Annotated in this window: 17 protein-coding genes; all 17 read right to left on the bottom strand. The window is 49.3% G+C overall.

Translation table 11 applies throughout. From position 1 onward, the window contains the following. Positions 1-9 precede the first annotated feature (9 nt). Positions 10-3,555, bottom strand: coding sequence for a type VI secretion system membrane subunit TssM (gene tssM / locus HK25_RS00570; RefSeq protein WP_086634946.1), 3,546 nt, complete (start codon positions 3,553-3,555; stop codon positions 10-12). Beyond that, a complete protein-coding gene (icmH, locus tag HK25_RS00575) occupies positions 3,552-4,931 on the bottom strand; it encodes a type IVB secretion system protein IcmH/DotU (RefSeq protein ID WP_086634947.1) in 1,380 nt (459 codons plus the stop codon). Before icmH ends, tssM begins: the two co-directional genes overlap by 4 nt. Continuing rightward, entirely contained in the window at positions 4,928-6,256 is a 1,329-nt protein-coding gene (tssK, locus tag HK25_RS00580; RefSeq protein WP_086555162.1) for a type VI secretion system baseplate subunit TssK, read from the bottom strand. Before tssK ends, icmH begins: the two co-directional genes overlap by 4 nt. After that, complete coding sequence (gene tagH, locus HK25_RS00585; RefSeq protein WP_086634948.1) at positions 6,253-7,890, bottom strand: type VI secretion system-associated FHA domain protein TagH; 1,638 nt, start codon at positions 7,888-7,890, stop codon at positions 6,253-6,255. The genes tssK and tagH overlap by 4 nt, the downstream gene beginning before the upstream one ends. Beyond that, a complete protein-coding gene (locus HK25_RS00590; protein WP_086634949.1) occupies positions 7,883-9,790 on the bottom strand; it encodes a type VI secretion system Vgr family protein in 1,908 nt (635 codons plus the stop codon). The genes tagH and HK25_RS00590 overlap by 8 nt, the downstream gene beginning before the upstream one ends. A gap of 15 nt (positions 9,791-9,805) precedes the next feature. Further along, positions 9,806-11,428, bottom strand: coding sequence for a serine/threonine-protein kinase (locus tag HK25_RS00595; protein ID WP_086634950.1), 1,623 nt, complete (start codon positions 11,426-11,428; stop codon positions 9,806-9,808). Next, on the bottom strand, positions 11,428-12,303 hold the full coding sequence (locus tag HK25_RS00600) for a DUF3365 domain-containing protein (RefSeq protein WP_086555158.1): 876 nt from the start codon (positions 12,301-12,303) through the stop codon (positions 11,428-11,430). The genes HK25_RS00595 and HK25_RS00600 overlap by 1 nt, the downstream gene beginning before the upstream one ends. Before the next feature lies 1 nt (position 12,304). Further along, positions 12,305-13,423 carry a peptidoglycan-binding protein gene (locus HK25_RS00605; protein ID WP_158092904.1) on the bottom strand — a complete coding sequence of 373 codons (1,119 nt, stop codon included), beginning with the start codon at positions 13,421-13,423 and terminating at the stop codon, positions 12,305-12,307. A gap of 499 nt (positions 13,424-13,922) precedes the next feature. Continuing rightward, positions 13,923-15,116 (bottom strand): type VI secretion system baseplate subunit TssG, encoded by a 1,194-nt coding sequence (tssG, locus tag HK25_RS00610; RefSeq protein ID WP_158092905.1) that lies wholly within the window; start codon positions 15,114-15,116, stop codon positions 13,923-13,925. Then, positions 15,113-16,945, bottom strand: a complete 1,833-nt coding sequence (gene tssF, locus HK25_RS00615) for a type VI secretion system baseplate subunit TssF (protein ID WP_086634953.1) — start codon at positions 16,943-16,945, stop codon at positions 15,113-15,115. Before tssF ends, tssG begins: the two co-directional genes overlap by 4 nt. 4 nt (positions 16,946-16,949) lie before the next feature. After that, positions 16,950-17,489, bottom strand: coding sequence for a type VI secretion system baseplate subunit TssE (gene tssE, locus HK25_RS00620; protein WP_086634954.1), 540 nt, complete (start codon positions 17,487-17,489; stop codon positions 16,950-16,952). After that, on the bottom strand, positions 17,486-18,307 hold the full coding sequence (locus tag HK25_RS00625) for a type VI secretion system accessory protein TagJ (RefSeq protein WP_086634955.1): 822 nt from the start codon (positions 18,305-18,307) through the stop codon (positions 17,486-17,488). The genes tssE and HK25_RS00625 overlap by 4 nt, the downstream gene beginning before the upstream one ends. Positions 18,308-18,339: 32 nt before the next feature. Beyond that, positions 18,340-19,857 carry a type VI secretion system contractile sheath large subunit gene (gene tssC, locus HK25_RS00630; RefSeq protein ID WP_086634956.1) on the bottom strand — a complete coding sequence of 506 codons (1,518 nt, stop codon included), beginning with the start codon at positions 19,855-19,857 and terminating at the stop codon, positions 18,340-18,342. Between the two features lie 9 nt (positions 19,858-19,866). Continuing rightward, on the bottom strand, positions 19,867-21,363 hold the full coding sequence (gene tssC / locus HK25_RS00635; RefSeq protein ID WP_086634957.1) for a type VI secretion system contractile sheath large subunit: 1,497 nt from the start codon (positions 21,361-21,363) through the stop codon (positions 19,867-19,869). Positions 21,364-21,366: 3 nt separating this feature from the next. Next, the gene (gene tssB, locus HK25_RS00640; protein WP_086634958.1) at positions 21,367-21,873 is read right to left on the bottom strand and encodes a type VI secretion system contractile sheath small subunit; all 507 of its coding nucleotides are present in this window, start codon (positions 21,871-21,873) and stop codon (positions 21,367-21,369) included. A gap of 190 nt (positions 21,874-22,063) precedes the next feature. Beyond that, the gene (locus tag HK25_RS00645) at positions 22,064-22,546 is read right to left on the bottom strand and encodes a type VI secretion system tube protein Hcp (RefSeq protein ID WP_086554684.1); all 483 of its coding nucleotides are present in this window, start codon (positions 22,544-22,546) and stop codon (positions 22,064-22,066) included. Positions 22,547-22,571: 25 nt separating this feature from the next. Continuing rightward, positions 22,572-25,229, bottom strand: coding sequence for a type VI secretion system ATPase TssH (gene tssH, locus HK25_RS00650; protein WP_086634959.1), 2,658 nt, complete (start codon positions 25,227-25,229; stop codon positions 22,572-22,574). Between the last annotated feature and the right edge of the window lie 255 nt (positions 25,230-25,484).

A 25,484-nucleotide genomic window follows, 5' to 3' on the forward strand; every position in this document is an offset into this window, starting at 1 on the left:
CTGCATGAACTATTGCAGTATCGGACAGTGAAAATGTGAGAAAAGGGTATGATCAAAAACCTGTTCAGGTGTTGATGTTTCCAGATCATAGGTAACGCTTCGGTCTCCTGAGCGGAAGGTTATGTCGAGATGATCAGGTTTGCCTGTCGGGGTTATTACTCCGCTGTCGAGGAGATGGAAGAATGCCCAGCTGCCCTGCTGGCGGCGAGGAAAGGCGGCCTCTGGCACAAAGTCGAGTGCAATATTGGAGATATTATCACCAGGCCATGTCATTGATGCACCAAGCGCCTGTCCAAGAGTGCCGTTGACGCCGGCTTTCCATACGACATTGAGTGAACCAAATCTGAAATTCACTATTTTTGACAGCGGGTCAGCCGCCAGAGGCGTGATGTGCAGATGTATTGCAGGTACTGCCATGTTACCAGGGAAGAGAAGGGAGCGAATTCGGGCTGCCTGCTGAAACTGAGCGAGTGCCGCAGCCGAAACCGGAGGTGGAGTGTTGCCAAGGCTGTGAGCCCGCCAGACAGGCCCTTTTGTATCGACATAGGCAGCAAGCTGTGTTGTGAAATACGTGTCCAGTACACCTCCGGGTGTAAACAGACGAATAAATTGATCAAGAGGTGCATCCTGCTCGGCATTCGGGTCAAACGGGTAGTGATTTTTTACGACTGCCATACATAACTGAGCAGGCCCCTGCGCGCTGCTATAGGCAGCGGCTGCTGTGCGTTTTGCATCACCTGCCATTGTGCTGTCACCTGCCGTTGCGATCTGGTTAAGCCAGCGGGAAACAGGCTGTGGCTGCCGCAGAGATTCTGCCTGAATAGATTGTACAGGGTTTTGTGTTGACTGTAGCAGCTGCGCAGGATTATCGGCATTAGGTAATTGGGCAATGGCTCCCTCGAACTGGTTCAGGATTTGCATCACTCCATTAATTGGAGGAGCCTGGCCAGTACGTCCGGTAAAGATCACCAGAGGAGCAAAGTGCAGATCAATCTCTGTGCCAGGCACAGGGGCTGCAGGGTTACTGCCTTTTGATCTGTTGAAAAATGCTCCAAGACGGCTTTTTTCGGGGTCAGCTTTTTGTTTATCTTCACCACGCTGTTCATTTTGTGCATCTGTAGCCGGTGTGAGTTCATGAGTGATTGCGACCAGGAAGTCACGCATGGGTGATTGTGGTGATGACAGAACATATAACCTCTGTACCAGGTCTGAGTGACCCGAAAAGGGTACAAGGGCCAGGTCGTTCAGCATATCATCCCAGTGGCGAATGTAGTCGGCAGTATACAGGTCAAGAACGCCGTTTTCCAGGCTCGCAGGTGTTGTGCCATTGAGACTATGGTCACTGCTGCCCAGTACCCAGCTTTCGCTTGCGACATCCTGCGCGGCAGAAGGCAGAGCCGGCAGAAGAATCTGCCTGAAACCAGCACTGGTGTAAAAACCGGGGATTGTGTCTGTCATGGGACGACCCGACAGGCGCGTAAATTGCTTTTGCCCGTGGCCCAGTACGGTCTCAGGTGACCAGTCGGGAACCGACATGGCACTGGCTCTGATGCGGCCATAGACCCGTTCAGCCGGGCTGACACGACTAAAGGCAGCACGAGCCTGTTTTACCATGCCCCCGTTAACCTGCAGGCTTGGGAGAGGCGTTTCAAGCAGAGCATTGAGATGCTCCATCAGCTGGTCGCGCTGTATTTTTGCACTTGGGCCAGGAAAACGACTTTCCCAGTCGAGCAGCATCCAGTCTCTGATCATTTCAGGTTCAAGTGAACCCTGGTTGCTGAGCATAAGGTAAATACGGGTTGCTTCGTAAAGAAAGGCTGGCTGGCTGAAATGTTCCTGAATCTGATTTTCCAGGCGCCACATCAGACGAGGCAGTAGAAGCCGCTGGAGCGCCGCCTGATAAATCAGGTGGTTCGTCATGCCGATGTCAGCATCTTCGTTAAAGGCCATTCCTGGCCAGACACGATGACGGGATGCCAGTGTACGGGCGTCAGGCAGGGCCCGGGCGGCATTGAGAGCAGGAAGGACGGCTGGCAGGTTATCGTCTGCCACAGGGTCCAGGTGCAGGTTCTCCAGCTTGCTGCGATAAATGTTAATTGCGTCTTCGTTGTGGGCAATAATCTGTCGGTTTTCAATATTACGTTGCCACAAAAAAATGCAGGATAAGACAGTAACAAGCGCTACAGCAGCAAAACCTGAGCGACGCAGCATCAGGCGGCGGCGTTGCCGTGTGGGAGAAGACGAGACGAGACGTGCTTCACCAAGAATCACCTCGCTGAGCAGACGTTCGACAAAATAGGCGCGTTTTGTATCTGAACGGAGGGCCGGCATACGACGCTGGTCGATGCCAAAGCTGCGGGCCAGCATGCTGCTTAGCCGGTCAACCGGTGTGCCTTCCTGTGCACTGGAGGTAAAATAAATGCCACGAATAAAAGGGGCCGGGTCGAGACGTGTGCTGCCAAAAGCAGCATTCAGAAATTCGTTGAGTGCATCATTGAGTGTTTCCATCTGTAATGGAAAAGAAGCAATAATGGCACGCCTTGCAGGAATGCGTTCCTGCTGAAGCCGTTCAAACAGGCGGTCATTCAGGCGGTTTGTCAGGAGATGAAATTCGTTCGTAAAGTCTTCGATACCATGCTGAAGCTGAAATGTCATGCCCCAGACCTGACGGCGATAGTCGCGGTCGAGATCATCAAAAAATTCTGTAAAACCAGCAATGCGGTCTGCTTTGGTGAAAATAGCATAAACCGGGATACGTACGCCAAGGCGCTCGGTCAGTTCACGGATACGGTCACGAATCATGCGGGCATGAAACAGCCGTTCGCTTTGTGAGACTGTGACCACATCGGCCAGCGAGATCATTACAATGACCCCGTTAAGTGGCTGTCGTGAGCGGGTGCGCTTTAGCAGGCCCAGGAAGTTCAGCCAGCCTGAACGGTCAACTGTTTCGTTGGAATCCTGTGTGGTAAAGCGACCGGCAGTATCGATCAGTACAGCTTCATCGGCAAACCACCAGTCACACAGGCGCGTGCCGCCAATACCAGCTACTGCGCCAGGTGCTAGGCCACCGATACCATCAGGCTGTGCCAGTGGAAAGCGCAGGCCCGATTGAGTGAGCAGGGTTGTTTTGCCGCTGCCTGGAGGACCGATCAGAACAAACCAGGGCTGCTCGTACAGATAGCCGCGCCCTTTGCGTGTTTTTTTCAGAATCTGGAGTGATTTTTGAAGTCGTTCACGCAGGTTGCGGGCTTCTTCCTGGGCCTCTGCCTGTGCTGCCATCGCGTCATCAGAGTTATCACCTTCTGTGGCACCTGCCATCAGGGTTTTATCTTTGTGTCTGGCGCGCCATGACAGCAGACTGTTTACTCCCGCCCATATGATGAGAACGATAATAACACATATAATGCGGGCTGCAGGTGTACGCAGGCCAGGGACAAGCTCTCCCAGGAACCAGATGAGAGCACCAGCCATTGCTGCCCCCATAAAGCTCATACTCCAGCGTCCGGCTATGGCTGAGAGGAAAGGAGGGATATTACCGTCTGAAATAAGGCTCACGGCTGCTTGTCCTGGTCTGGCGTCTGGCGATGCAGAACAATTTCGATGCGGCGGTTCATTTGCTGCCCCTGAGGTGTATCATTGGAAGCGATGGGGTTAGAGGCACCGGCACCCTGAATATGGAGTGGCATACCAGTGCCTCCGGTTTCACGAATGAAGGTAGCTGCGGTTTCTGCCCTGGCGCGTGAAAGCTCAAGGTTGGACGGGAAACGAATGGTGTGAATAGGCCGGCTGTCTGTATAGCCGATAATCTCAGCCCAGCCTTTTTCTGTGGCCAGAGCCAGACCAATACGGTGCAGGAGTGGTAGCGTATTACGGTCAAGCTGTTCAGTACCAGACAGAAACATGCCTTTACCCATTATGCGTATAACAGGAACGGCGTCTGTGCCTTCAATAGAGACCAGTTTTTGCTGCATTTCAGGGGCAAGGAAAGTTTCCAGGCGTTCGCGTTCCCCGTGAACGGGTTCAGGAGGAGGAGGCAGGTCTTCAACCGGTGCAACGCGGGCAATCTGAGGCTGCTGCCCTGGCGGGATGGAGAGGGCTGAGGCAAACAGGTTTGATGAAAGGCGTGCCGCTCCCAGTGTGACCCACACATAAATAAAACTAATCAGGGTCAGGCCGGCCACGGCAGCAAGCCATACCGGCACGCCAAATCGTTGCGGGCGGTAGGGTGCGCTGACTCCCTGCCAGTGCGGTGAAAGTTCGCGCTCTACCGCTGGCCTGTTGCGCATAATGAGAATGAATATTTCTTCGCGTATACGGTCCAGATCAGCCGGGCCGCGGGGTGAGAGGCGATAACGCCCCTGCATACCGAGGCAGATGCAGAGATACATCAGCTCCAGCACACCAAGCATACGACCAGGGCTGCGCGAAATACGAACCAGCACGTCAAAAAAACGTTCACCCGACTGCACTTCCTGGTGGAAGGTGGAGACGAGGGAGGCTGCGCTCCATATTCCCTGACTACCCCAGGGGGTAGAATGCACTACGTCATCCATGCTTGCGCAGAGCGCATAATGTGCGGGGCGGATTTCATCCATTGGCACATTATTATCACGCAGAACCTGTTCAAATTGTTTCAGGGCAGCAATTGCATTTTGTCTTAGTTGCGTGGGGTCAGGGGCAGTGTAGGTGTTATGAATACGGCTCAGAAAACTCAGGCACCCGGCAGCAGCGGCAACAATGATGGATTGTGACGAATGCTGAATATCTTCAAAACGCAGCGCATTCGCCGGTTGTACATTTATCTGCTGCTGTGCGGGACTGAGAGGTTGCTCCGGCTCAGTTTTTTCGGGCTGGGGAGGGCGCCCTCCAGGTAAAGGGCGGATAATGGTCTGCTCGTTATCATCGGGCTCAAGAAAAGGGTTGCCGGTCATGAACGAATTGCCCAGAGTTCAATTTTCAGACCGGGAAAGTCACCGGAAACATGAAGAGCAATACCCCCTGAACTGTTAAGGCTCTGCCAGGAGGGAGAGTTGCGATCAAGCTCAAAATAGGTTGCGCCCGCATAAAATGGCATTTGTCGCGGAGCAACAGGAAGTGGTCGTAATCCGATGCCTGGCATAGCAACGTTAACAAGCTCACGGATATGCTCAACAGCACCAATTTTAACAGTATGAGGAAAAAGGCGGCGAAGTTCTTCTGTTGGCATCTCTGCTGTAATAGCAAGGATAAAACTGGCTTTAGCCAGAAGCGAGCGGTCATGAATAGTGCCCGTGCGAATGCCATGACGACGCAGATTGAGCTCGATCATTACGGCAGTCTGTTCATACACAGCAGAAAGTGAACGGCGTATATCAGCAACAACAGGTGCGAAACTCGCCTGGATATCTTTGTGGCGATAGGGTTGGTATTGTGAAGGACGTTTGTCAGGAGCTGTAAATGTTGAGAGCTCTCCGGCAACACAGATCAGAAAACGATAAAAATCTTCGGGATGAACAGTGCCTGTTTCAGCAAAATGTGACATCAGATTTTGCCAGCCATTGATTGACTGAAGCAGGAGGAAATCTGCAACTTCAGCACTCCCTTTGCCGCCAGGTGATGTCAGACGGGCCGCAATAGCATTGCCGCGCTGGTTGAGCATGCCGGTCAGCTCGATAGCCAGGGCAGAGAGCTGTGTCGTTGCATAACAGGTCAGAGACGGAGGGATCCATCCCTGGTCAAGCACGACCTGCTGGCTGGGCAGAACTTCGCGTACGCGTGCGACAGGCAGGCACAGATACCCTTCGTGATCACTGTTTTCTGTCAGAAGTATTGTGCTCAGACGCCCGATATCAATTTCACTGGGCTGGGAGGAGCCTGATTGTGTGTCAAATGCTTCGAAGGTTGATACAGCATAACGCCCGTCTTTTCGGCCGTCGGCAATCATCTCCATTGCGCCTGCCTGACGAACAGGCAGAGCGAGATAAATCAGCGCATCGCGTGTTGTATCTGGTATCTCAAGCGGCGGAGGCAGATCAGCCTCTCCGGGCATGCTGAAAGGGGTGCCATCATCAAATACTCCGGAGGCATATGTCAGGGCGAAGCGTCCGGATGTCAGGAGGTCCTGGCTGATTTGCAGGTGTACAAAACCCCATCCATCGGGTCTGACAAAACGTAATGTCTGGCGTATCTGTTCTTCTGTCCAGCGGTCCTGTTGCTGGAAATGTTGTGCACGGAGGAACATGCCCTCCTCCCAGGCGACACGGTTGTTCCAGCTCACTGTGCGTCTCCATCGGCAGAAGGAATATTTTTTTCAGCTTTATGGGTGGTATTTTTTAGTGATTTTTCTGCACTGGTCAGTGCTTTTTCATAAGAGCGTGCAAAATCTTTGCCAAAACTACTGTCAAAATCGTCTTTCAGGGCAGAAGTAAGATTTTTATGTGTATCTGCATAGAATGCAAAAGCGCGTCCGGCTTTATTGGCCGGAAGGAAGTCGAAAAAGCGGTCTCCGGCATCTTCCGTAAAACGTGCAGGTTCCATACGGGTCAGCATATGTAATACGGCGCTTTGCATTGCATTAATCACCGCAAATTCATGTAAGCTCATATCATTAAGAGATTCGGTAATGGCCTGCGACGGTGGCATACCGCTTCTGCGACCTATACCAATCATGGCCATGAGCGCATCGTCATCATCTGATGAGAATTTCAGAGGATTATTGCCAGCTGCCTGAATCATGGTTTGCTCAATACGAAACTCTCCTTTGATTGTTGCTCTTGCAATCATGATCTGACGCAGACCATGAATCATAGCCCGAAAACTTTTGCCAAGTTCGTTCATGATCTCAGGGGTCAGATCAGAGAGATCAATAATCTTTTCCATCCCGGCTCCCTGTAAAAAAGCCTTCAGAGAAAATACATTGTAATCAGATATACGGTCATCACATTGCTCTGAATCAGGAGTGGCAGAGTTAGTAAATATACCCGCTTGTATGTTTTCCTCAGCATGAGGTGAAACTTCTTCGTGGATAAATGTATCTGACACAGATGATGCCCTGTATTCTGCCTGGATATCTTCATAGGCAGGGGCCTGTTCATATTCTGTTACAGAACTGGCAGAATCGGAGGTTTGTGTATCTGGATAATAAAAAATATCCTGATCAGAAGGGGATGTTTGTTCAGCCTCAGAGGGTGTCAGATCATGTTCATCAGAGAGATGGTTTTTTATGACATCGCTATCAGAAAAATCATCTTTTTTACTAATAACTTTATCATCTACAGGATCTTCATCCCAGTTGTCACTGATAATTTCATTTACAACATTGGGTGGTTTATATGCTTCGTGTATCGGGCTGTTTTCTCGCTCAGATGGTGTTGTATCAATATATGGAATTTCGTTAATAGAGATACTATCCTTTGATATCAGGAGATTTTCATTTGGTGGAAAAGCAGAGAAAACATCGGTAAGATTTGCTAGTGAGCTACTGAACTCGTTTCCTGTAAAAGAGCTATTATGAGTATTTTCTGATAATGAAGGATAATTTTCATTCTTTATAGTGATATTGTCTGGCCCACTTATTATGGCTTTAATTTTATATGATGCAAATTCAATAAGATCTCCATCCTGCAGGTCATGTTTTTTCTTTTTTAATGGCATAGTATCCTGGTTAACAAACGTTCCGTTTGTGCTGGTGTCAATCAGGCACCATCCTTCACCATGGCGTTCAATAACGCAGTGTTTTTTTGATAAAACACGGTTTGTATCTGCAAGGCACCAGTTACAGCCAGGATCCCGGCCGATTATAAATTTTTCATCTTTTATAATCTGGTCTTTTGAAGATATTCCTTCTGGTGCAGAAATAACTTTGAGTGTTAGTGCGGTCATGGAGAATGCTCTGTTTTTCAGATTAGCCATTTAGATGAATAGTCGAGCCGAGGAAGGTAATTGTGTTGCCGGCTGTGCCCGTTATTTTGTCGCTGTTAAGGGTAATACCATCCTGCGTCAGCCGAAGTGTTGACGCACCAACCTTAAGTGTAATTTCAGTTTCGGCCTGGATGGTTACCGCTCCGGTTTCAGAGGTAACTGTCATCGATCCTTTTTTTGTTGTCAGGCTGACATCTTTTTCAATATTTGTCGTGCTATAGCCATCGATATCAGTTTTGCGATCATTCAGAACGTAGGTTTGCAAATCACGCTGGGATCGCAGGTATATTTTTTCCTGACCTTTATTATCATCGATAGAGAGTTCGGAAAATTCTGATGAACTTCCATGCACAGAGCGACTTCGGAAACCACTTTTTGTCTGCTCGCTGGGTACAGCAAAAACCGGCTGCATTGACTGGTTATATAAACCACCGATAACAACGGGTTCATCCGGATCACCGTTCATAAAAGCAACGGCGACTTCAGTGCCAACGCGGGGTAAATGCTGCCAGCCCCAGCTATCGCCAGCCCAGGGTTGAATGACACGCACCCAGGTTGCAAAGCCTGATGATGTTTCTTTGCGGTGATCAAATATAATCCGTACTTTGATACGTCCCAGAGAGTCTGCGTGAATTTGCTGCCCCTTAGGGCCAATGACGACGCCTGAGAAAATACCTGTCATGGCAGGACGTGCGTTGTTTGCAGGCTCGCGCCAGGGGGTGGCCTGAAGAAAACAGGAAAAACTGCAAGCGTAATGTGCCCCTGAAGACTGACCCGCCCAGGTATTATCACTGGCCAGATGTGAGACAGACTGCAAAGCATATTCTGTCATTTCATTACCAGTCAGAGGGTCGCTTTCGATCTGAAAACGTCGGCCGGGCATAAACTCAGGATCGTACCCGTGCCCGCGGCAAAGGGATGAGGAAGCCTCAGCATGCTCTATATGGCTTCTGGCCCGGCGATCTGCGGTTTTCTGATCTTTTGTCAGGGCTGGCCAGCGTGCTACTTTGCGGGTTGCAGCGCCTGCTGTTGTTGAAAGTGTGACCTCCTGCGCATGAATAGGTACCGCGGGGCGGGAGGGGTCGTAGTCGGTCAGAGTGACCTGACCGTGCGCTGTGGCTGAACCCCCGCCCCACTGGTCGATGATATCGACATTATTACCTTTGGGTACAACCCGGTGCAGCGGTCTGGAAACAGGAAGAAATGATTCGTTACGGTCGGTAATAATAAGCTTATGTTCGCTTTTACTATGCTCAAAAAAGTAAAACCAGCCTTCTTCCTGCAATAAACGGTGCATAAAGCCGAGTGTAGTTTCATTAAACTGTGTGGTGTAATCACGTACAGGTTTATCGCCATAAATTTTGAATTCAAAAGGCTGAACCCCATGCTCAGACAGCAAAGTGGTCAAAATCTGGTCAACAGACTGGTTTTGAAAAATACGACAATCCTCAGACTGCGAGAGAAACCATAATCTTGGTACAATCTCCAGCTGGTATGTCCAGCGTCCGCGCTCAGTTTTTCCGACCGGTGTCATACGCTGCACAACGCCGTTAAAATGACGATCTGCAGAGGGAGAGCGTTTAATGGTCACACAAAAAGGATTGTAAAGCAGCAGATCAGGAGACAGCTGCCCTGCTGTTGTGACAATGGTCAGAGAAACATGAAAAGGCTGGCTTATGCTTTCATGTGCATTGAGGGCAATAGCATGTAATGAGCCTGACTGATTAGGCAAAAAATCTTCACCCAGAGGTGAGCTGGTTTCCATAAGGGGTGAGAGCGGATCAGCTCCCGATATGCTGTCCAGTACACTTCGCACCCCCTGAACAGCATCACGTGCCTGCGAGGCTTTGTTTGCAGTGCCTGATATCGATGTAGGGGTTGTTGAAGACATAGAGCATTATCCCTTTCAGGTACGTGTAGTCGCAGCAAGAAGATTACGGAAACGCTCCTGATCTCCCTGATGTTTGATATAAGTCTCACACAGCGCGACAAATGACGGATAATTTTTAGCCCGGAGAGAGGCTCTGCGCAGGACCGGTGTAGCAACAGGTCCAAGCACATCAGACAGTGCGGCACTGACCTGGATAATATCTTCATCTGTAAGGGGCGGATCTTCTTCCTGCTGAATGTAAGGAGGTTCCTCATAAGATAATTCTTCAGGATGCTGATCATTCTGGTGTTCAGGTATGATCTCAGTCTGAGGAAGAGGTGTCTCTTCAGCGGTATTTTGTAATTCAACTATATTTTCAGTGGGCGTTTCGTTTTCTTCTGAGTGAATAGCCTGTTCATTTATAGGTTGTGCCGGCAAAAACAGAGCGAGAAGATCTTTTTTGCGGCGTTTGTTTTTGAGTACTAATGCCAGGATTTCTTCTTTTGTTTCTGCCTGTTCACAGGCCTTCCTTAATGACTGACGACTTGCCGGGCCATAAAGGTTCAGCAAATGCCCCTCCAGGGCGTTCAGCCATTCAGTTTCTGCTACAGGATGTGATAACGGAGGCAGGTTATCTTCCGCGGCTATTATAACAGTTGCATCTCCGTCATAATCATCATCGTTATCATCCGGAACGAGAGATGCATCATTTTCAGATATTTCTTTATGGTAAGATGTATTTTCAGCTGTATCATCAGAAACATTTTGCTCTGGTGCAGAGTGAAACTGCTGTTGAGGCAGAGGCAGTGGAGAGCTTAGGTCAAACTGTGGTGTCGCGCGCCTGAGAACATCAGAAAACTCACGGGCAGATGAAAACCTGTCATTGGGATCTTTTGCCAGAATGCGACTAAGTGCTGTTGCGATTCCTGCCGGGAGGTCAGATCTCAGATCACATAATGGTTCTGGCTCAGTGTTAAGGATCAGGAGTGAGGTGTCGCTATATTCACGGCCTTCAAAGGCTTTTTTGCCACTGAGCATTTCATAAAGGACACTGCCGAAAGAGAACAGATCACTTCGTGAATCGACAGGGCGGCCTGCACATTGCTCGGGAGACATATAGTTAGGTGTGCCGATGAGTAGCGGTGTGGTCTCAGCCTCAGAGAGCAGAGCACTGTGAGATACACCAAAGTCAGTAATTTTCAGGCGCCCCTGATAGGTCAGGATAATGTTAGCAGGTTTGACATCGCGGTGAACGATGCCCTGCATATGTGCGTATTCAAGTGCAGCCAGTACCTGCAATGCAATAGGGATTACTTCGTCCAGGGGGAGCTTTGTTCCTTTTGGCAGAGCTTTATTGAGCCCCAGTCCGTCAACATATTGTAATACGAGATAAGGTTCTTCGTCAGATCCACCCATATCATAAAGGGAGACAATATTGGGGTGGTCACACAAACCGCCAAGACGTGCTTCATTGAGAAAGCGAGCAAGATAGTCAGCACGTTCCTGACCTTCCAGCAGGTTATCGCGGACCATTTTAATTGCGACATGACGGTGTACAAGAGGGTCCCATGCTTTATAGACCACACCCATTGCACCCTGCCCAAGCAAAGCTTCAATGCAATATCGTCCGGCATTTGTTGGAAGATCAGGTGTCATCATTATTCGTCCAGCATGCTGAAGGCACTCTCAAGGCTGCGCCGCAGGCGCGTAAAGGCGCTGGCGAGAGGTGCAAGTTCATTATGATCATTAATGGCCAGCTCTGGTGCGGTCATATCACCGCGGCTTACCCGACCGGTAATGGCTGACATTTCATGTAGCGGCCGCAGAAAGGCGATTTCAATAATGATATTGATTACGGCAAGAATGATCAGGAATAAGGCGCTCAGGCATAGAATGATTTTCCAGATTTTGCCCGTAGCTTCAGCCTGAAGTGCGCCAACAGGAATACTGATAATGCTGGCGCCGACAGTCTCCCCTGGTTTCCAGCCAAAGCCGTTCTGGCTGCCGTAGGTATCAATCATTGTTCCAGGAGCAACGGCCGGATCAGAATGGCAGGTGAGACATCCTGAGTTTGTCACACGAATGGGAGTTGCGAGTAAAAGAGTCGGTTTTCCAGTTGAGTCAGTAGAGTTCGAAAGCAGCATAGCTGGTGCAGAAGGGCTACGCAGCCGCTCGATAAGGTTTCTTTCAACCGGGGTTGGGGCATCAGCCGGGTTTGTCGGGTTGAGTGCAGTGGCCCTGATGTTCAGGCCAGCGTGATCCTGTCTGAGAAGTGCACCAAGATGTGATACAGCATAAAAAGGTACACTCTGAGGGGGGAAGTCAATGCTGGTGCTCTGAAGGAGCTGAGGTGTAATTTCTTTTTCGTTATACTGTTCGGTAATCTGACTTACCTGATTGAGGAGCTGTGCCTGACTTATCGCAGCATCATAGGCTGTCTGACTCAGGGTGCTACGCAGCAGAGGTACGAGAACGGCCAGTGTTATCAGAAAGCCTGTTACGAGAGTCAGGTTGAGTTTTAATCTGAGTGTCATCTTAATGTACCGCACTGAAAAGAGCTGCAGCCTGATAATCTGTCAGGTTTCCTGTCTGAGGCGCATGCATGGATTTTTGAAATTTTTTGATCGCATTAATAGTTTCTGGTGTTTTTATCCCATTGATAACACCACTGTAGTACCCTCTTGCCAGCAGGTTTACCTGTAGTTGCCTGACAGCCTTTTCCCGCGCTTTTACAACCTGTGTATTTTCTTTTTTAACCGGAGGAGGCGAGGGAGGTGTTACGGCTGCGGGTTGCTGAGACGTATTATTATTTACTGCGGCAGAAGGAGAGGGAGAAACTTCTTTAACTGTGGAGGTATCGGTACCAGTTACAGAAGAATGGGTGGGGGCTGGGTCCTGGCTATCTGGTACTGACGGGAGGGGTGCCTGTAAGGGGGGTACCGGCGATGCTGCAGGGGGAGAAGGGATTGTAGTATCTGGTGCAGGATTTGATTTCTGATTTAATCCGTTATCATGCGTCAGATTAGCCAGATCATTCCACTGCCAGCCTGGTTGCATGGCGGAAGTCAGCTCATCTATGACCGGGTCTGCTGCCGGGGATTGCACAATCGTTGCTGTAAGAGATGGTGAGGTATCAGTGCGGCTTTTAAGCAGGGCGACAGCGCGTGAAAGTTCCTGACTTTGTCCGGGGACAGGGTGTAGTTCGAGAAAAACGAAACCGTTTTGCTTATCCGCTGCGCGAATGAGTGAGTCAGCGACAACAGCATTGCGCAGAAGATCACTTTTTTGTTCGTCACGGGAAAGGAAAATACGGTCGTTTTGTACCCATGCCATGCCGCAATAGGCAATGACAGGTCGTTTATTATCAACGTGTCTTGCAAACCCGGATAAACTAACGCGCAGTTCAACACTTGATGGGTTCAGGACCTCAAATACATTGTAATTCTGAGATTTTAGCTGACCCGAGAGGCGATGGGCTGTTTCTGAACATGAAGGCAGCATTGTGCTACTGCCTTCTGTGTGTCCGTTTCCAATGATCAGGAAAGTTGGTGGTGGGATTATGGACTGAGCCTGCGCACCGGGTTGACCTGATGCTACCGATGCCAGCATAATAGCTGCGATGCTTCTCCGGCAAATACTGAGGTACGTCGGCAAGGCTGGTTCTCTCCATTCAGTCCGGACACGCTGACCTGTGCAGTGATATGCCTGCATGCCTTTTAAAAACGGACTATTATAAATGCAATTTCATATTATGAATTATAGTTTATACTTTGTTGCTGTTATGTCAGCAATGATAATTTAACAAAAAAATAAATTGTTATATAAAAATAAAAAATATTAATTATATGTTTTTATATGTATAATTAATCAAGAAATAAGAATTAAAAATAATTTATGATTTATTTTATAGGTAATTATTTTATTATTAAAAATAAAATAATTTTTTAAAATATTTTATTTTTATTTTTTGAGATTTAAAACTATATAATATGGATTTTTTTTAAATAATTATTTTTGTAATATTTGTAAATAATTATGAATTAATATCCACAATATGTGGTGATGGTTCCAGGGGCGTTGGCAGTATACGAATTATATCCGGTCTATTTTAGAGAAATTATAAAAGAACAAACAATCAAAATATTTCAGGGTATTATTCAGTGAAAATAGCATCTGATACATCTTTTGTGCGAGGCTTCGCAGGTGTTAACCAGCTGTTCCAGCCTAGTCGAGGTTGAAATTCGTTGTCTGTATTGATCTTCGCAGGAAGACGCAGAGCAGGGACACCAGTTTTTTTAAGGATTGGCCTTATAATAATCTGCAATTCAGGTCCGGTATAAGCCTTTGACATATTTATTATTTTTTTAAATAACTGACCTGTTGGTATCAGACTTTGAAATGTTGTCAGATCAAGCGGTCCAATCCACATTGTAAACTGCGACTGATAATTGAGATAACGTTCCCCGATAGTCGCATTAACGCCCAGCTGACTGAAATTGTTCAGATCTTCCCTGCTATATCCTGTGACAGGTAAACGGCTTTGCTGATCTCGTTCTATTTTAATGCGGAGTGGGGTGAATTCTTCAATGCGTACAGGCAGCTTTAACCAGTCACTTAAAAGGGAGCGAAGACACTCTGTTGAACGGGGCATAGAAGAAAAATACCCCGAGTAAAATTTAACAGTATCGGCATTTACTCCGAGTGACCGCGCAGTCGCTGATGACTGAAAACCAGCTATCGCTAAAAGAACTTTAGATATCTGAGCGGCATAAGGTGCGCTGCCTGAATTTTCGGGAAGGGTATGCCCACTGGCAAGGCGGTATTTAATGCCACTTTCTGCGTAGTGTATGAGCGGGCGTTGTATGAGGAGTTCAAAAAAATCGCTCAGAGCTGAAGCGCGCCGGCGATGCTCGGCTGTCAGCTCCATAGTGTAGTGTAGCGGTAATACCCCGGTAGGGCCAGTTAAGCTAATTGGGGTAACTGTTGTATGAAACGTTGTATCGTTTTTTTGTATCGCGGTGATGTCAGTTGTCGGGTACGCGGTGCCCTGGGGAGAGTGAAACCGGATAGTACTTTGTATGGGAGCATTTTTTCTGTCGCGCAGCATCAGTAATACCGCGGCATCAAAACTGAACTGTCCGGGCTGTTTTATGAACTGAGCCATGAGCCCGTTATCAGGTGCTTCGGGGGGCTCTGTGATCACAGCTGGTGGTGTATTTGCCCGGACAACAGGTGAAGTTGTCAGGGGTGTCTGTGGTTTCAGATCTTCCTGCGTGTTTACATTATCTTCTTCTGTCAGGCAGATGACCTGTGTGGTGGTTCCTGACGGAATGCCAGAGCTGTTCATAATAGCGACCGTGTGCCACAGCGTGGTGGAAATTGCGTAACAATGCCAGGCTTGCCCTGAAGCATGACGCATGTGCGCACAAATGAGTTGATGCTGACATGCAGGGCCAGAAAGCGCTCCAGAATACTGGCAAGAAGATAAGAGCTGCTATCTTTCCAGGCGACCGGATCAAAGGTCAGTGTAACATCAACGCCGCGTACAAAGCCACCGGCACGTGTGCCTGGCAGGCGGGCATGACCAGGGCGGGTACTGACGTCAACAAGGCCGCTGATAATACGGCGTGTTTCCAGCGTATCACGGCAGTCATAAAGTGTGAGCAGGTCGTGCAGAATACGTGGTCCGGCATCATGCTCTGTCAGAGAGATATGTCCCAGAGCCAGGTGTGAAATCAGCCGCCAGGTATTATCACCCTCAAGGGAGGGGCGAAGTGTCGCTGAAAAAGGCATCAGGCAGGTAACCTGTCTGATAATATCAGTCATGGCTGGCATACGTAACGCAGGTTCTCCACCACCAAAAGGCAGACGTTCGGGCAGGTTACGGTTAGTACACAGGGCATCAATCATCAGAATTGAATTTGCCGGTGAATTGGGGTCAAGGTCTGGTAAAACAGGAGCAAGATAAACCTCACTGCCGGTTATGTCAGCCGGGGCGGGCCTGCGGCTGAGGGTATAAGAGATTGAGTGTTGATTTGTCAGCTCTGCTTCGTGGGGATTACGCTGATAGAGCGAGCTCCAGGTCTGTGCAGTGCCATTCCCCTGTATTTCTCTGACGCGTTGCACGCTCCAGATTTCGTAATGCTGTGGATCGTGCAGGCTGCCTGATACGTGATAGTTAGTATTTTCATGCGTGAGCGAAACAGGCTCACAATGGTGCGGGAACAGGTTAATGATGGGTACGCATCCTGGTATCAGAGCTTCCTGTGGCAGAGTCCGCTCAAGTTCAGGTAATGAAATATCAAAATAGACAAAAATTTCCATTTGCCGACTGTCATGGACGAGTGTGCGGGCATCCAGTCTGTCAAATTCCACAAATAAAAATTTATCGGGAAATGCGAAATATTCTGTCAGAAGGCGAAAGCCTGAGAAGGATCTTGCCTCCCATGGTAAAAGAGCATCGTTCTGCTCAAAACCACATGGCTGTAAAGCTGTTTTAGGTAAAAAAGTTGCTGACGGATCGTTGGGGGAGGCTGCACAGGCAAAACATATTGTATGTCGGCATAACAGTTCAAGAAGAGCGAAGCTCTGTCCTGGCGATGATCCACGCAGAAAAAATTTTAACTTATCAAGGGAAAGATCTGAAAAAGAGATGTCTTTTTCAGTTGTTTCCAGAACAATACGTAAAACAGACCTGGCGCCACGGGTGAGTGGGCTGGCCGGGGCTGCCAGTGGCAGTCCGGACAGGGTCAGGCGTGATACCCTTACAGGCCACAGAGAAGTGTCAGATGTGGTGGAGAAAAAGCAGGGTTTGCCACCAATCGGGTCTGTTGCGACAAGGGTGCCACGTGGTACAATTTGTCCGTGCGTATTAGTGCCCTCGCGTGCAGTCAGAGAGATAATGGAGGCCGCCGGAACGGGCGCAAAATAATGCGGGTATAATATCCCCAGCAATCCTTCTGTCAGCTCGGGGAATTCATCATCAAGTCGCTGATGCACTCTGCCAGAAAGAAAAGCCAGGCCCTCGAGGAGCCGGGCAACATGGGGGTCATCAACAGTATCAGCACTAATGCGCAGGTGGGCGGCAGCTTTGGGGTTAGCCTGTGCAAAATCAGCGGCAAGTGTACGCAGTGCTGAAAGTTCACGATTATAATAACGAAAAAGAAGATCATCCATAGTGTCAGACCACTTCGTTTAGTAAAACATCAGCATGTGCTGAGGCCAGGTCAACAACCGTGTCGAAACAGATCGGTGTCTGCAAAGGCTCCACGTGAAGTAAAGCATCAATTCGCAATTTAAGAACTCCGTGACTACGGTCACGTTCTTCTCTGAGTGCGACCCGCACATTATTCAGCCGCGTTTCAAAGCGTGTGATCGTTTGTTCGATAGCAGCACGCAGCATTTCACGGTTATCCTGCTCCCCCAGCTCGCCAGAGGTGAAGTCAGGTACACCATAGGTTAGTAAAGAGCGGCGCAGGTCTTTTTGCTCTCGTGATGGCTGATACCAGCAACGTCGTGAGTTGAGCAGGAGAGAAACATCGCGTAACACAGCATTTTGTAGTGTTTTAATGCCTGTACGTGAGTTTGTAATACTGGCCTGTGCGGCTTCGGGTGCAATAAGGCGGTCAAAAACGGAGAGTCTGACAGGCGTGTTTTTTGTGTCAGACTGACGTGAGCTCTCGCTTGCCGGCTGTCTTATGCGGTCTTTGCGCTTATTCATACTTTAAACGTCAGCTCCCCGATATCATACAGGGCCAGCCCCTCATCACCAGCGAGGAAGAGGCGCTGCCCGATACCGCGAGCAACATCTCCATCAGTCCATTCTGTCATCTGTCCGGTTAATAGTTTGCCGCGTTCTGGCAAGTGCTCGGCCAGAGCCCCAGTCGCTCCGTAAATAGCGGGGATGTAAACAATACCATCAGGCCCGTTTGTGATGTTCAGGTCGCACCCTCGCCAGTACAAATCACGGTGACATTTTACCGGAAGGAAAGAGGCGCTTTCAACGCGTGAGAATGGTACCTGAAAATAGCGTCCCGTTGTTGTCAGCACTTCAAGGGCGCCGGCACACAGGTCATCAGTATCCCGAAAGTCAGAGAATTCAGCTTTGTTAGTTTCTCCCGGAGCGTGCGGACGTATGTTTTCGGCTTCTTCCAGTGTGGTTGCTGCCGCTACGTTGTCCTGTGCGTGAAGTTCGGTCAGAGCACGCAGGCAGAGTGCCTGAGCGGGCTCGCAACCCTGCAAAAATTCTGGTTGCTGGCCACTGCTCCAGTAACTCTGGCGCGAAACCTCAGCCCTGAGTAACTGCCGGCATTCAGCAATATATAATGCTGCTTTAGTGTCGAGTTTTTGTAAAGCGTCAAGAACGTTGTCAGCTCTCTCAAACTGGTTGCTGAACAGAAGCATTTCAAACAGTCTGAAGCGCGCCTGGCTTTGTGTCGGGGCTGCACGTACGGCGGCAGTGGCCAGCTCAACAGCATGTTCCGGATTGCCGCTGCGAAAAGCTTCAGTAGCAGTTGTGCTTATACTGTCAGACGTCATGAGAAACTCCGGTAATAAATCACTAAAATATATCAGGCTGCTGGACCGGTGAGTTCGGTGGTCAGGCTAAAAGCAATGTTCATCTGGTCAAGCTGGTAGCGTGGCTTAAGGTGAACCACGCAAAAGAAGTGTCCCGGGTTATCGGGTTTTTCAGAAACTTTTACTTTACTGTCGATCAGAGGATATCTGGCTCGGGTTTGCTCTGAAGCATGCTGACTATTGTTGGTGTAGCTCATCAGCCAGTTTTGCAGACGGCGTTGCAGGGCATCCTGACTGGTTATGCTGCCGATTGCTGACCGGCCGAGAATTTTAATGTAATGGGCAAAACGTGAGACACAGAGAAGCATATTCATTTGCAGAGATAAGTGGTGATTGACTGATGCAGCACTTTCTCCGCCTTGTGCTCTGGCGATACTACTGACCGAGCTAAAGCAGGCTTCCGGACCGAAAGGCAGAGAAACAAGAGGCATAAAGCCTTCGTCGCTCAGTGCGCGCTCCTGCCCGGGGGAGAGTTGCAGGTCAAGCGGCGGGTAGTGCCACACCTGGTGTCTGTCAGTAGCAGACGCTTCACTTATAAGGTCTGGCACCAGACCACCACCTGTGCGGCCGATGGGAACACCACGAATGTCTGCCGGCCAGTTATAGGTCATCTGTGCACGAATAACGACTGACGCAAAGGCATAAGCAGCAGAGGACCAGAGGCGTTCTTTATTCTGAACAACCCGCTCTCTGTAGAAAAAACCATCACGTCGTGCCGGGTCATGACCCCAGGGCAGCCGCGCCAGTACACGCGGCAGGCAGGCACATAAAAAACGCGCATCAGCCTGACGACGCAGCATTTCCCACCGGCGTTTATCTGTTTCTTTAAGAGAGGCGACAAGATCAACAACAGTCGCGAGATCGCAAAAGCGTTCAACACCAAATAACACAGGTGAAACACCCAGAACCATAGGGCAAAATGCGGCCGCAGCAATGCCCGCCAGGCTGTTAAGTGCGGCAATATCGTCGGTTGAAGGGGGGGCACCCGGCCTGCGTGGGGCTGGTGTATGACGAAACTCATGGTCGATAACCATCAGGCCAAAAGGTTCGCCCCCGGCCTGACCAAATTCTTTTTCATAAATCAGTCTGAATAGTGCACTTTTATCAAAATCAACGGCATTTTGCAGATCACGGCAGATTTCCGGCCAGCTGACAGACAGCATTCTTACAAAAACCCGTGACTCGGGAGATAGCCCTCCTGTCAGCCATAAAAGACCGCGCCATGCGCTTTCAAGTTTTTGAAAAGATTCGTCGTGAAGTATGATGTCAAGTTGTGTGCTCAGCATACGGTCGATACGCGTAATGTCGTAATCAATCATGTCGCAGATCAGCTGTGGATCATGACGTGCCTGACGTAGCGTATCAATGCTGAACCACTTTTTCAGCCCCTGGTAACCAGGAGCTGAAAGAAAGGCGATAAAAGATTCCGTCCCTGTTTCCTGAAGCATAAAACGTCCTGAAAGGATCGTATCACGCAATGCAGGAGGTGAGTCGGAAGCAGGTTCAGTCACGGGATGTTCTCAGTTTTTCTGAGGAACCCGTGCCACCATACGCAGACTGGTGGTCAGTTCTTCCAGTTGCAGCCACGGACGCAGGTAGGCAACCGCGTTGTAGGATCCTGGGCTGCCAGGAACTTCACGCACCTGAACACGAGCCTCACGCAAAGGGTATTTTGCTTTATTCTCGGCTCCGGCATTTTCGTTGGTATTGACGTAGTTCATAATCCAGCGGTTTAGCCAGATTTCGCAATCCTCAGCTTCTGTAAAAGACCCGAGCTTGTCGCGTGCCATCACTTTAAGATAATGAGCAAAGCGGCTGGTTGCCATAACGCAGGGCAGGCGGGTTGAAATACGGGCGTTGGCTGTGGCTTCAGGGCGTTCGTATTCTTTTGCTTTTTGTGTGCTCTGCGCGCCAAAAAATACTGCGTAGTCATGATTTTTATAATGACAAAGTGGCAGGAAGCCCAGCTGAGACAGCTCGTGTTCACGGCGGTCAGTAATGCCAATTTCAGTCGGGCATTTAGTGTCGAGGTCTCCGTCGTCAGACATGAAGGTGTGTGAAGGCAGGTTTTCCACTTTGCCACCGCCTTCTGCACCTCGTATCGTGGTGCAGAAGCCTGTGCGCGCGAATGAATCTGTCATACGAGCCCCCATGACGAAGGCGGCGTTCATCCAGCAATAGTTGTTGTGTGCTATGGACTCGGAGCGACCGTTTGCATCCTGCGGGGCTTCTTCATAGTCGAACTCGTCAACCGGGCGGGTTGTGTTGCCATAGGGCAGACGTGCCATGACGCGGGGCATGACAAGGTTAACAAAGCGGCTATCTTCGCTGTCGCGGAAACTACGCCATTTGATATACTCGGCACTATCAAAGATTTTGCTCAGATCGCGCGGTTTTGCCAGCTGAGACCAGTCATCAAAACCGAACATCGCCGGGCTCACTCCCGAGATGAAAGGAGCAAAAGCTGCTGCACTAACGTTGGATATCTGACGCAGTGTCTCGACATCATCCGGGTGGTTATTCCATTCATAATCACCAATTAGTGCACCATAAGGTTCACCTCCTGGTGTTCCGAATTCGCTTTCGTAGATTTTGCGGAACAAAGAGGACTGGTCAAATTCAGTCGCGCGGGTCAGATCACGGTTCAGCTCACGTTTGGAGACGTTGAGCAGTCGGATCTTAAGATTGGAGCTGGTTTCGGAATTGTTGACCAGGTAATGCAGGCCACGCCATGAGCCCTCAAGTTTCAGAAAGCGCTCATCATGTATGATTTCATTAAGTTGTTCTGAGAGTTTCTGATCAATCTGCTTAATAGCCCGTTCAATCGTGCGGTTCATATTACGGTCAAATCTGATCGTGCCTGCCGCGGCCTGCTCTACCAGTGTGCGAACCAGCTCTTCAGCACGATCTGGTTCTGTCTGCTTTGTTGCAGCAACAACCTGACTCAGAAAGGATGCTGAGGTCTCCTCAGTTTTGCCTGAAGTCGCTGACTTTGAGTGTGATGTGGTTTCAGACATCAGTTAGCCCTTCTCTTTACCGGCAAGTTCTTCAGTCACACTATTTAATTTATTATCCTGTTGCAGAATCTGCTCGAGCAGCTGCTCAAGTTCTTCAGAGCGATCAGCTTTACTCATCAGGTCACGTAACTTGTTGCGTGTTTCGAGAAGGGCCTTAAGTGCTGGCACCTGGTCGATAACCTGTGCAGGTTCAAAATCAGCTGTGGAGTTAAACTTCAGATCAGTAACAAGGTCAGAACCGTCATTTGTCAGGGTATTGCGTACTGACATATGAAGGCCCGGGGCCAGTCGGGCCATAACCTCATCAAAATTATCCCGGTCAATCTGAACAAATTTACGTTCAGCCAGCGGGCGTAATGGTTTGCGCGGGTCGCCTGAAAAATCTCCCATAACGCCAACGACGAAAGGAAGTTCTCTTATAATTTCGGCACCTTCTGTTTCCACATCATAGGTAATGTGGACACGCGGTTTACGAACGTTCTTTAATTTATCATGCACACTGCCGCTCATATGATTACCTCATTCTGGAGTATTATTTAAGTTTCGACAGAATCAGTTATATGTATTCTGGTGTGCATTATGTTCGCTTTTGTTTATTTTTCCAGAACATGATGACTGTCTTAAAATAAAACTGGAGAGAAATAAAAAATATTTCTTCCGGTTTTTAAATATCTGAACCAGAAGGTGCAGAATTTTATAATCAGGTGTTTGCTTTTGCTGTCGCCAGATCGTAGGTGATTACTTTCTGACCGCCCTGGCTGCCATCAGCATTCATCTGATAGGTTTTGACCGTGACGTGGTTGAAATTAAAGGCCAGCGATTCGTGAGGACGGTCGCCGCTTGAAGAGTGAGAGTAAGAGCTGATAATGGCCTGCTGAAGTTCCAGCGACAGGTAAACCTGCTGCTGATCTTTGTAGGTACGTGTAAAGTCGATTTTGATAACTTTATCACCATGACCTGACAGAGCCTCGCTCATCAGGTCACCGGTCGACATATCATTGTTCTTTGTAACGATCACTTCACCAACGCTTGGTGCGCTTGACTCACGGTCGGCTGTCGAACCAACGCTGCTGGAAATGCCTCGACCGACACCCCATTGAAACCCGGTCAGTTCGGTCCATCCTTCGTGTCCGGCTTCGGTAACGTTGCCTTCAACGCCTTCGTACTGCATATAGATAGCCACGGCCGTCTCTCACCCTGATTAAAAATTAAAGTTCTGTTATAAAAGGCCGCATTTCTAAATTTAAGTCAATAAAAAGTTGCCCTATTATGAAGTTTTTTTCATCTTCACGGGCGGTAAGTCTTTCAAGAATATATCGTGAAAGAGCTGGCAGGAGCGTGTCAGCAATAACTCTTTCCAGTGCACGTGCGCCGGCACTTCCTTCTTCGCAGCGATTAATCAGCATTTCTCTGACCGATTCTGCAATTTCAACGGTGACGCCAAAGCGTGTCTTAACCCGGTCGCGCACGCGGGTCAGTTGCAGGTCAACAATACGCAGTAATGTCTCGCGGCTCAGAGGGATGTAGGGGATAACCTTTGTCCGCCCGAGGAAAGCAGGTTTAAAGGATTTTTGCAGTTCTTCATAAACCAGCTTATCAACTGTTTCCTGTGGCGGAGCTGTTTCAGGGTCAGCATACAGGCTCGAAATTAACTCTGTGCCGGCATTAGAGGTCATAACGATCAGGGTATTGCGAAAATCAATATCACGTCCTTCGCCGTCCTTCATGTGTCCTTTGTCAAACACCTGGAAGAAGACTTCCTGCACGCCGGGATGTGCTTTCTCCATTTCGTCGAGAAGCAGCACAGAATATGGCTTGCGGCGCACAGCTTCAGTCAGAATGCCGCCTTCACCGTAACCAATATAGCCGGGGGGGCTGCCCATCAGCAGGCTGACTTTATGCTCCTCTTTAAACTCAGACATATTGATAATGGTGAGGCTTTGCTCTCCACCATAGAGCAGGTCTGCCAGAGCCAGCGCGGTTTCTGTTTTGCCCACACCGGATGTGCCGGCCATCAGGAAAACACCTACGGGTTTACGTGGGTCATTCAGACCGGCGCGTGAGGTCTGTACGGCAAGAGCAATAGCGTGAAGAGCATGGTCCTGCCCGATGATGCGCTGTTTCATTGTCTCTTCGAGAGAGAGCACAGCCTGAAGCTGGTTATTTTGCATGCGTCCGAGCGGAATACCGGTCCATTCTGAAACGACGGCGGCAACTGCATTATGGTCTACCATGGGGAAGATCATTGGATTGTCACCCTGAACGATTTCAAGGCGGGCCATTGCATCACGATAGGCTGTGCTCAGAGCGGATTTATCTTCTTCTGAATCTCTGCTCAGCTGGGTCTGAAGAGCCTCAAGTTCTGTAACAAGGGCATATTCCTGTGCAGCTTTGTCAGCCAGAGCAGCGCGACGATTTTCTTCGGTTATACGTTGTTCCTGTAATGTAGCGAGATGTTCTTTCTGACTGGCTTTGTCGAAAATACTTTCTGATTCAAGAGCGCTGATTTCTGTGTTCAGCATACTTAGTCTGCGCTCGCTGTCTTCAAGCTGAGCCGGAGTGGTATTCTGACTCATGGCGACGCGCGCGCAGGCTGTGTCGAGCAGGCTCACGGCTTTATCCGGCAGTTGTCGTCCGGTGATATAGCGTGCTGAGAGAGAGACAGCGGCGTGGATGGCATCTTCAAGGATCAATACGTTATGATGCCCGCTGAGTGTTTTGGTCAGGCCACGTAACATTGCGGTGGCTACCGGGATGCTCGGTTCGTTTACTGCTACGGGCTGAAACCTGCGTGTCAGAGCAGCATCTTTTTCGAAGTATTTTTTATATTCCGCCCAGGTGGTGGCTGCGATAACGCGCAGGTTGCCCCGGGCGAGAGCCGGCTTGAGAAGATTAGCAGCATCACCTGAGCCTGTTGTACCTCCGGCACCTGCACCTATCAGAGTGTGAGCTTCATCAATAAATAAAATGACAGGGACAGGAGCGGCATCAACGTCGGCAATAACGTCTTTCAGGCGGTTTTCGAATTCACCTTTCACACCGGCTCCGGCCTGTAGCAGGCCCAGGTCAAGGGTGAAAATACGGACGTTTTTTAAAGCTGGTGGTACATCACCGTCTGCCAGACGCTGGGCGAGTCCTTCGATCAGAGCTGTCTTACCAACACCGGCTTCACCGACCAGAATGGGATTATTCTGACGACGGCGCAGAAGAATATCCGCCATTTGTCGTATTTCACTGTCGCGGCCCAGGACAGGGTCAATTTTTCCTTTTTCAGCCTGAGTGACAAGATCCTGTGCGTAGCGTGATAAGGCGGCTCCAAAGCGTTTATCGTCATGCACCGCGTCTTGCGTATCTCCTGATATTTCCCGGGATGCCGGGGCAGGGGGCACTTCGGCACTTGCCTGGCAAAAAGACCAGACTTCAGCTTCGGTGCAGCGAGACACAGCACCAAGTAGTGGTTTAAGTGCGTTGCGCAGACTCAGGCAGTTATCAGTATCTGCTGCCAGAGCAAGAAGCAGATCGGCTGAGCGTATTGCGGTGGTACTTCTGTTAACCGATGCGCCCAGCCAGGCTGATTTTATCAGGCGAACAATATCGGGTGAAAGGCTAGGTGCTCTGCCATTGCCGGTTTTCAGACCCGCGAGAATTTTCTCAAGGTGGGTAAGCAGAGGTGCCGGGTCCAGGCCAAGTGTTCTGGTAATGTTGAGGATATCATTGTTTTCAGCCTGGAGGAGGAAACTGAACCAGTGTTCGGCCTCTACATCGTAGTGCGTGCGTGATACTGCCATGCCAGCGGCGTTTTCAAGCTGACGACGACATGTATCGTCTAAACGTTGTACAAGTTTAGACAGTTCAACAGGCCTCATGCTTTTTTCTCTTTAATGTGTTGCAGTGCATAGTGAAGCAAACACCGCCTGGGGGGTGGTTAATCTTATGAACAAAATGTCATTAAAATAAAGACATATTATTTACAATGAGATAATATTCAGGTCAGAGGATTTATCTGGCCGGAGTCTGCTGGCGTGCTTTGTTTCCGGTCTTTTTGATTTTTTGAATATGAATCTGATAATAAAATTTATCGCCAAATTTATGAATAAATGTTAATATTATAACCGGATAAA

Origin of the sequence: Acetobacter sp. DsW_059 (assembly GCF_002153695.1) — a bacterium.
GTDB classification, from domain to species: Bacteria; Pseudomonadota; Alphaproteobacteria; order Acetobacterales; family Acetobacteraceae; genus Acetobacter; species Acetobacter thailandicus.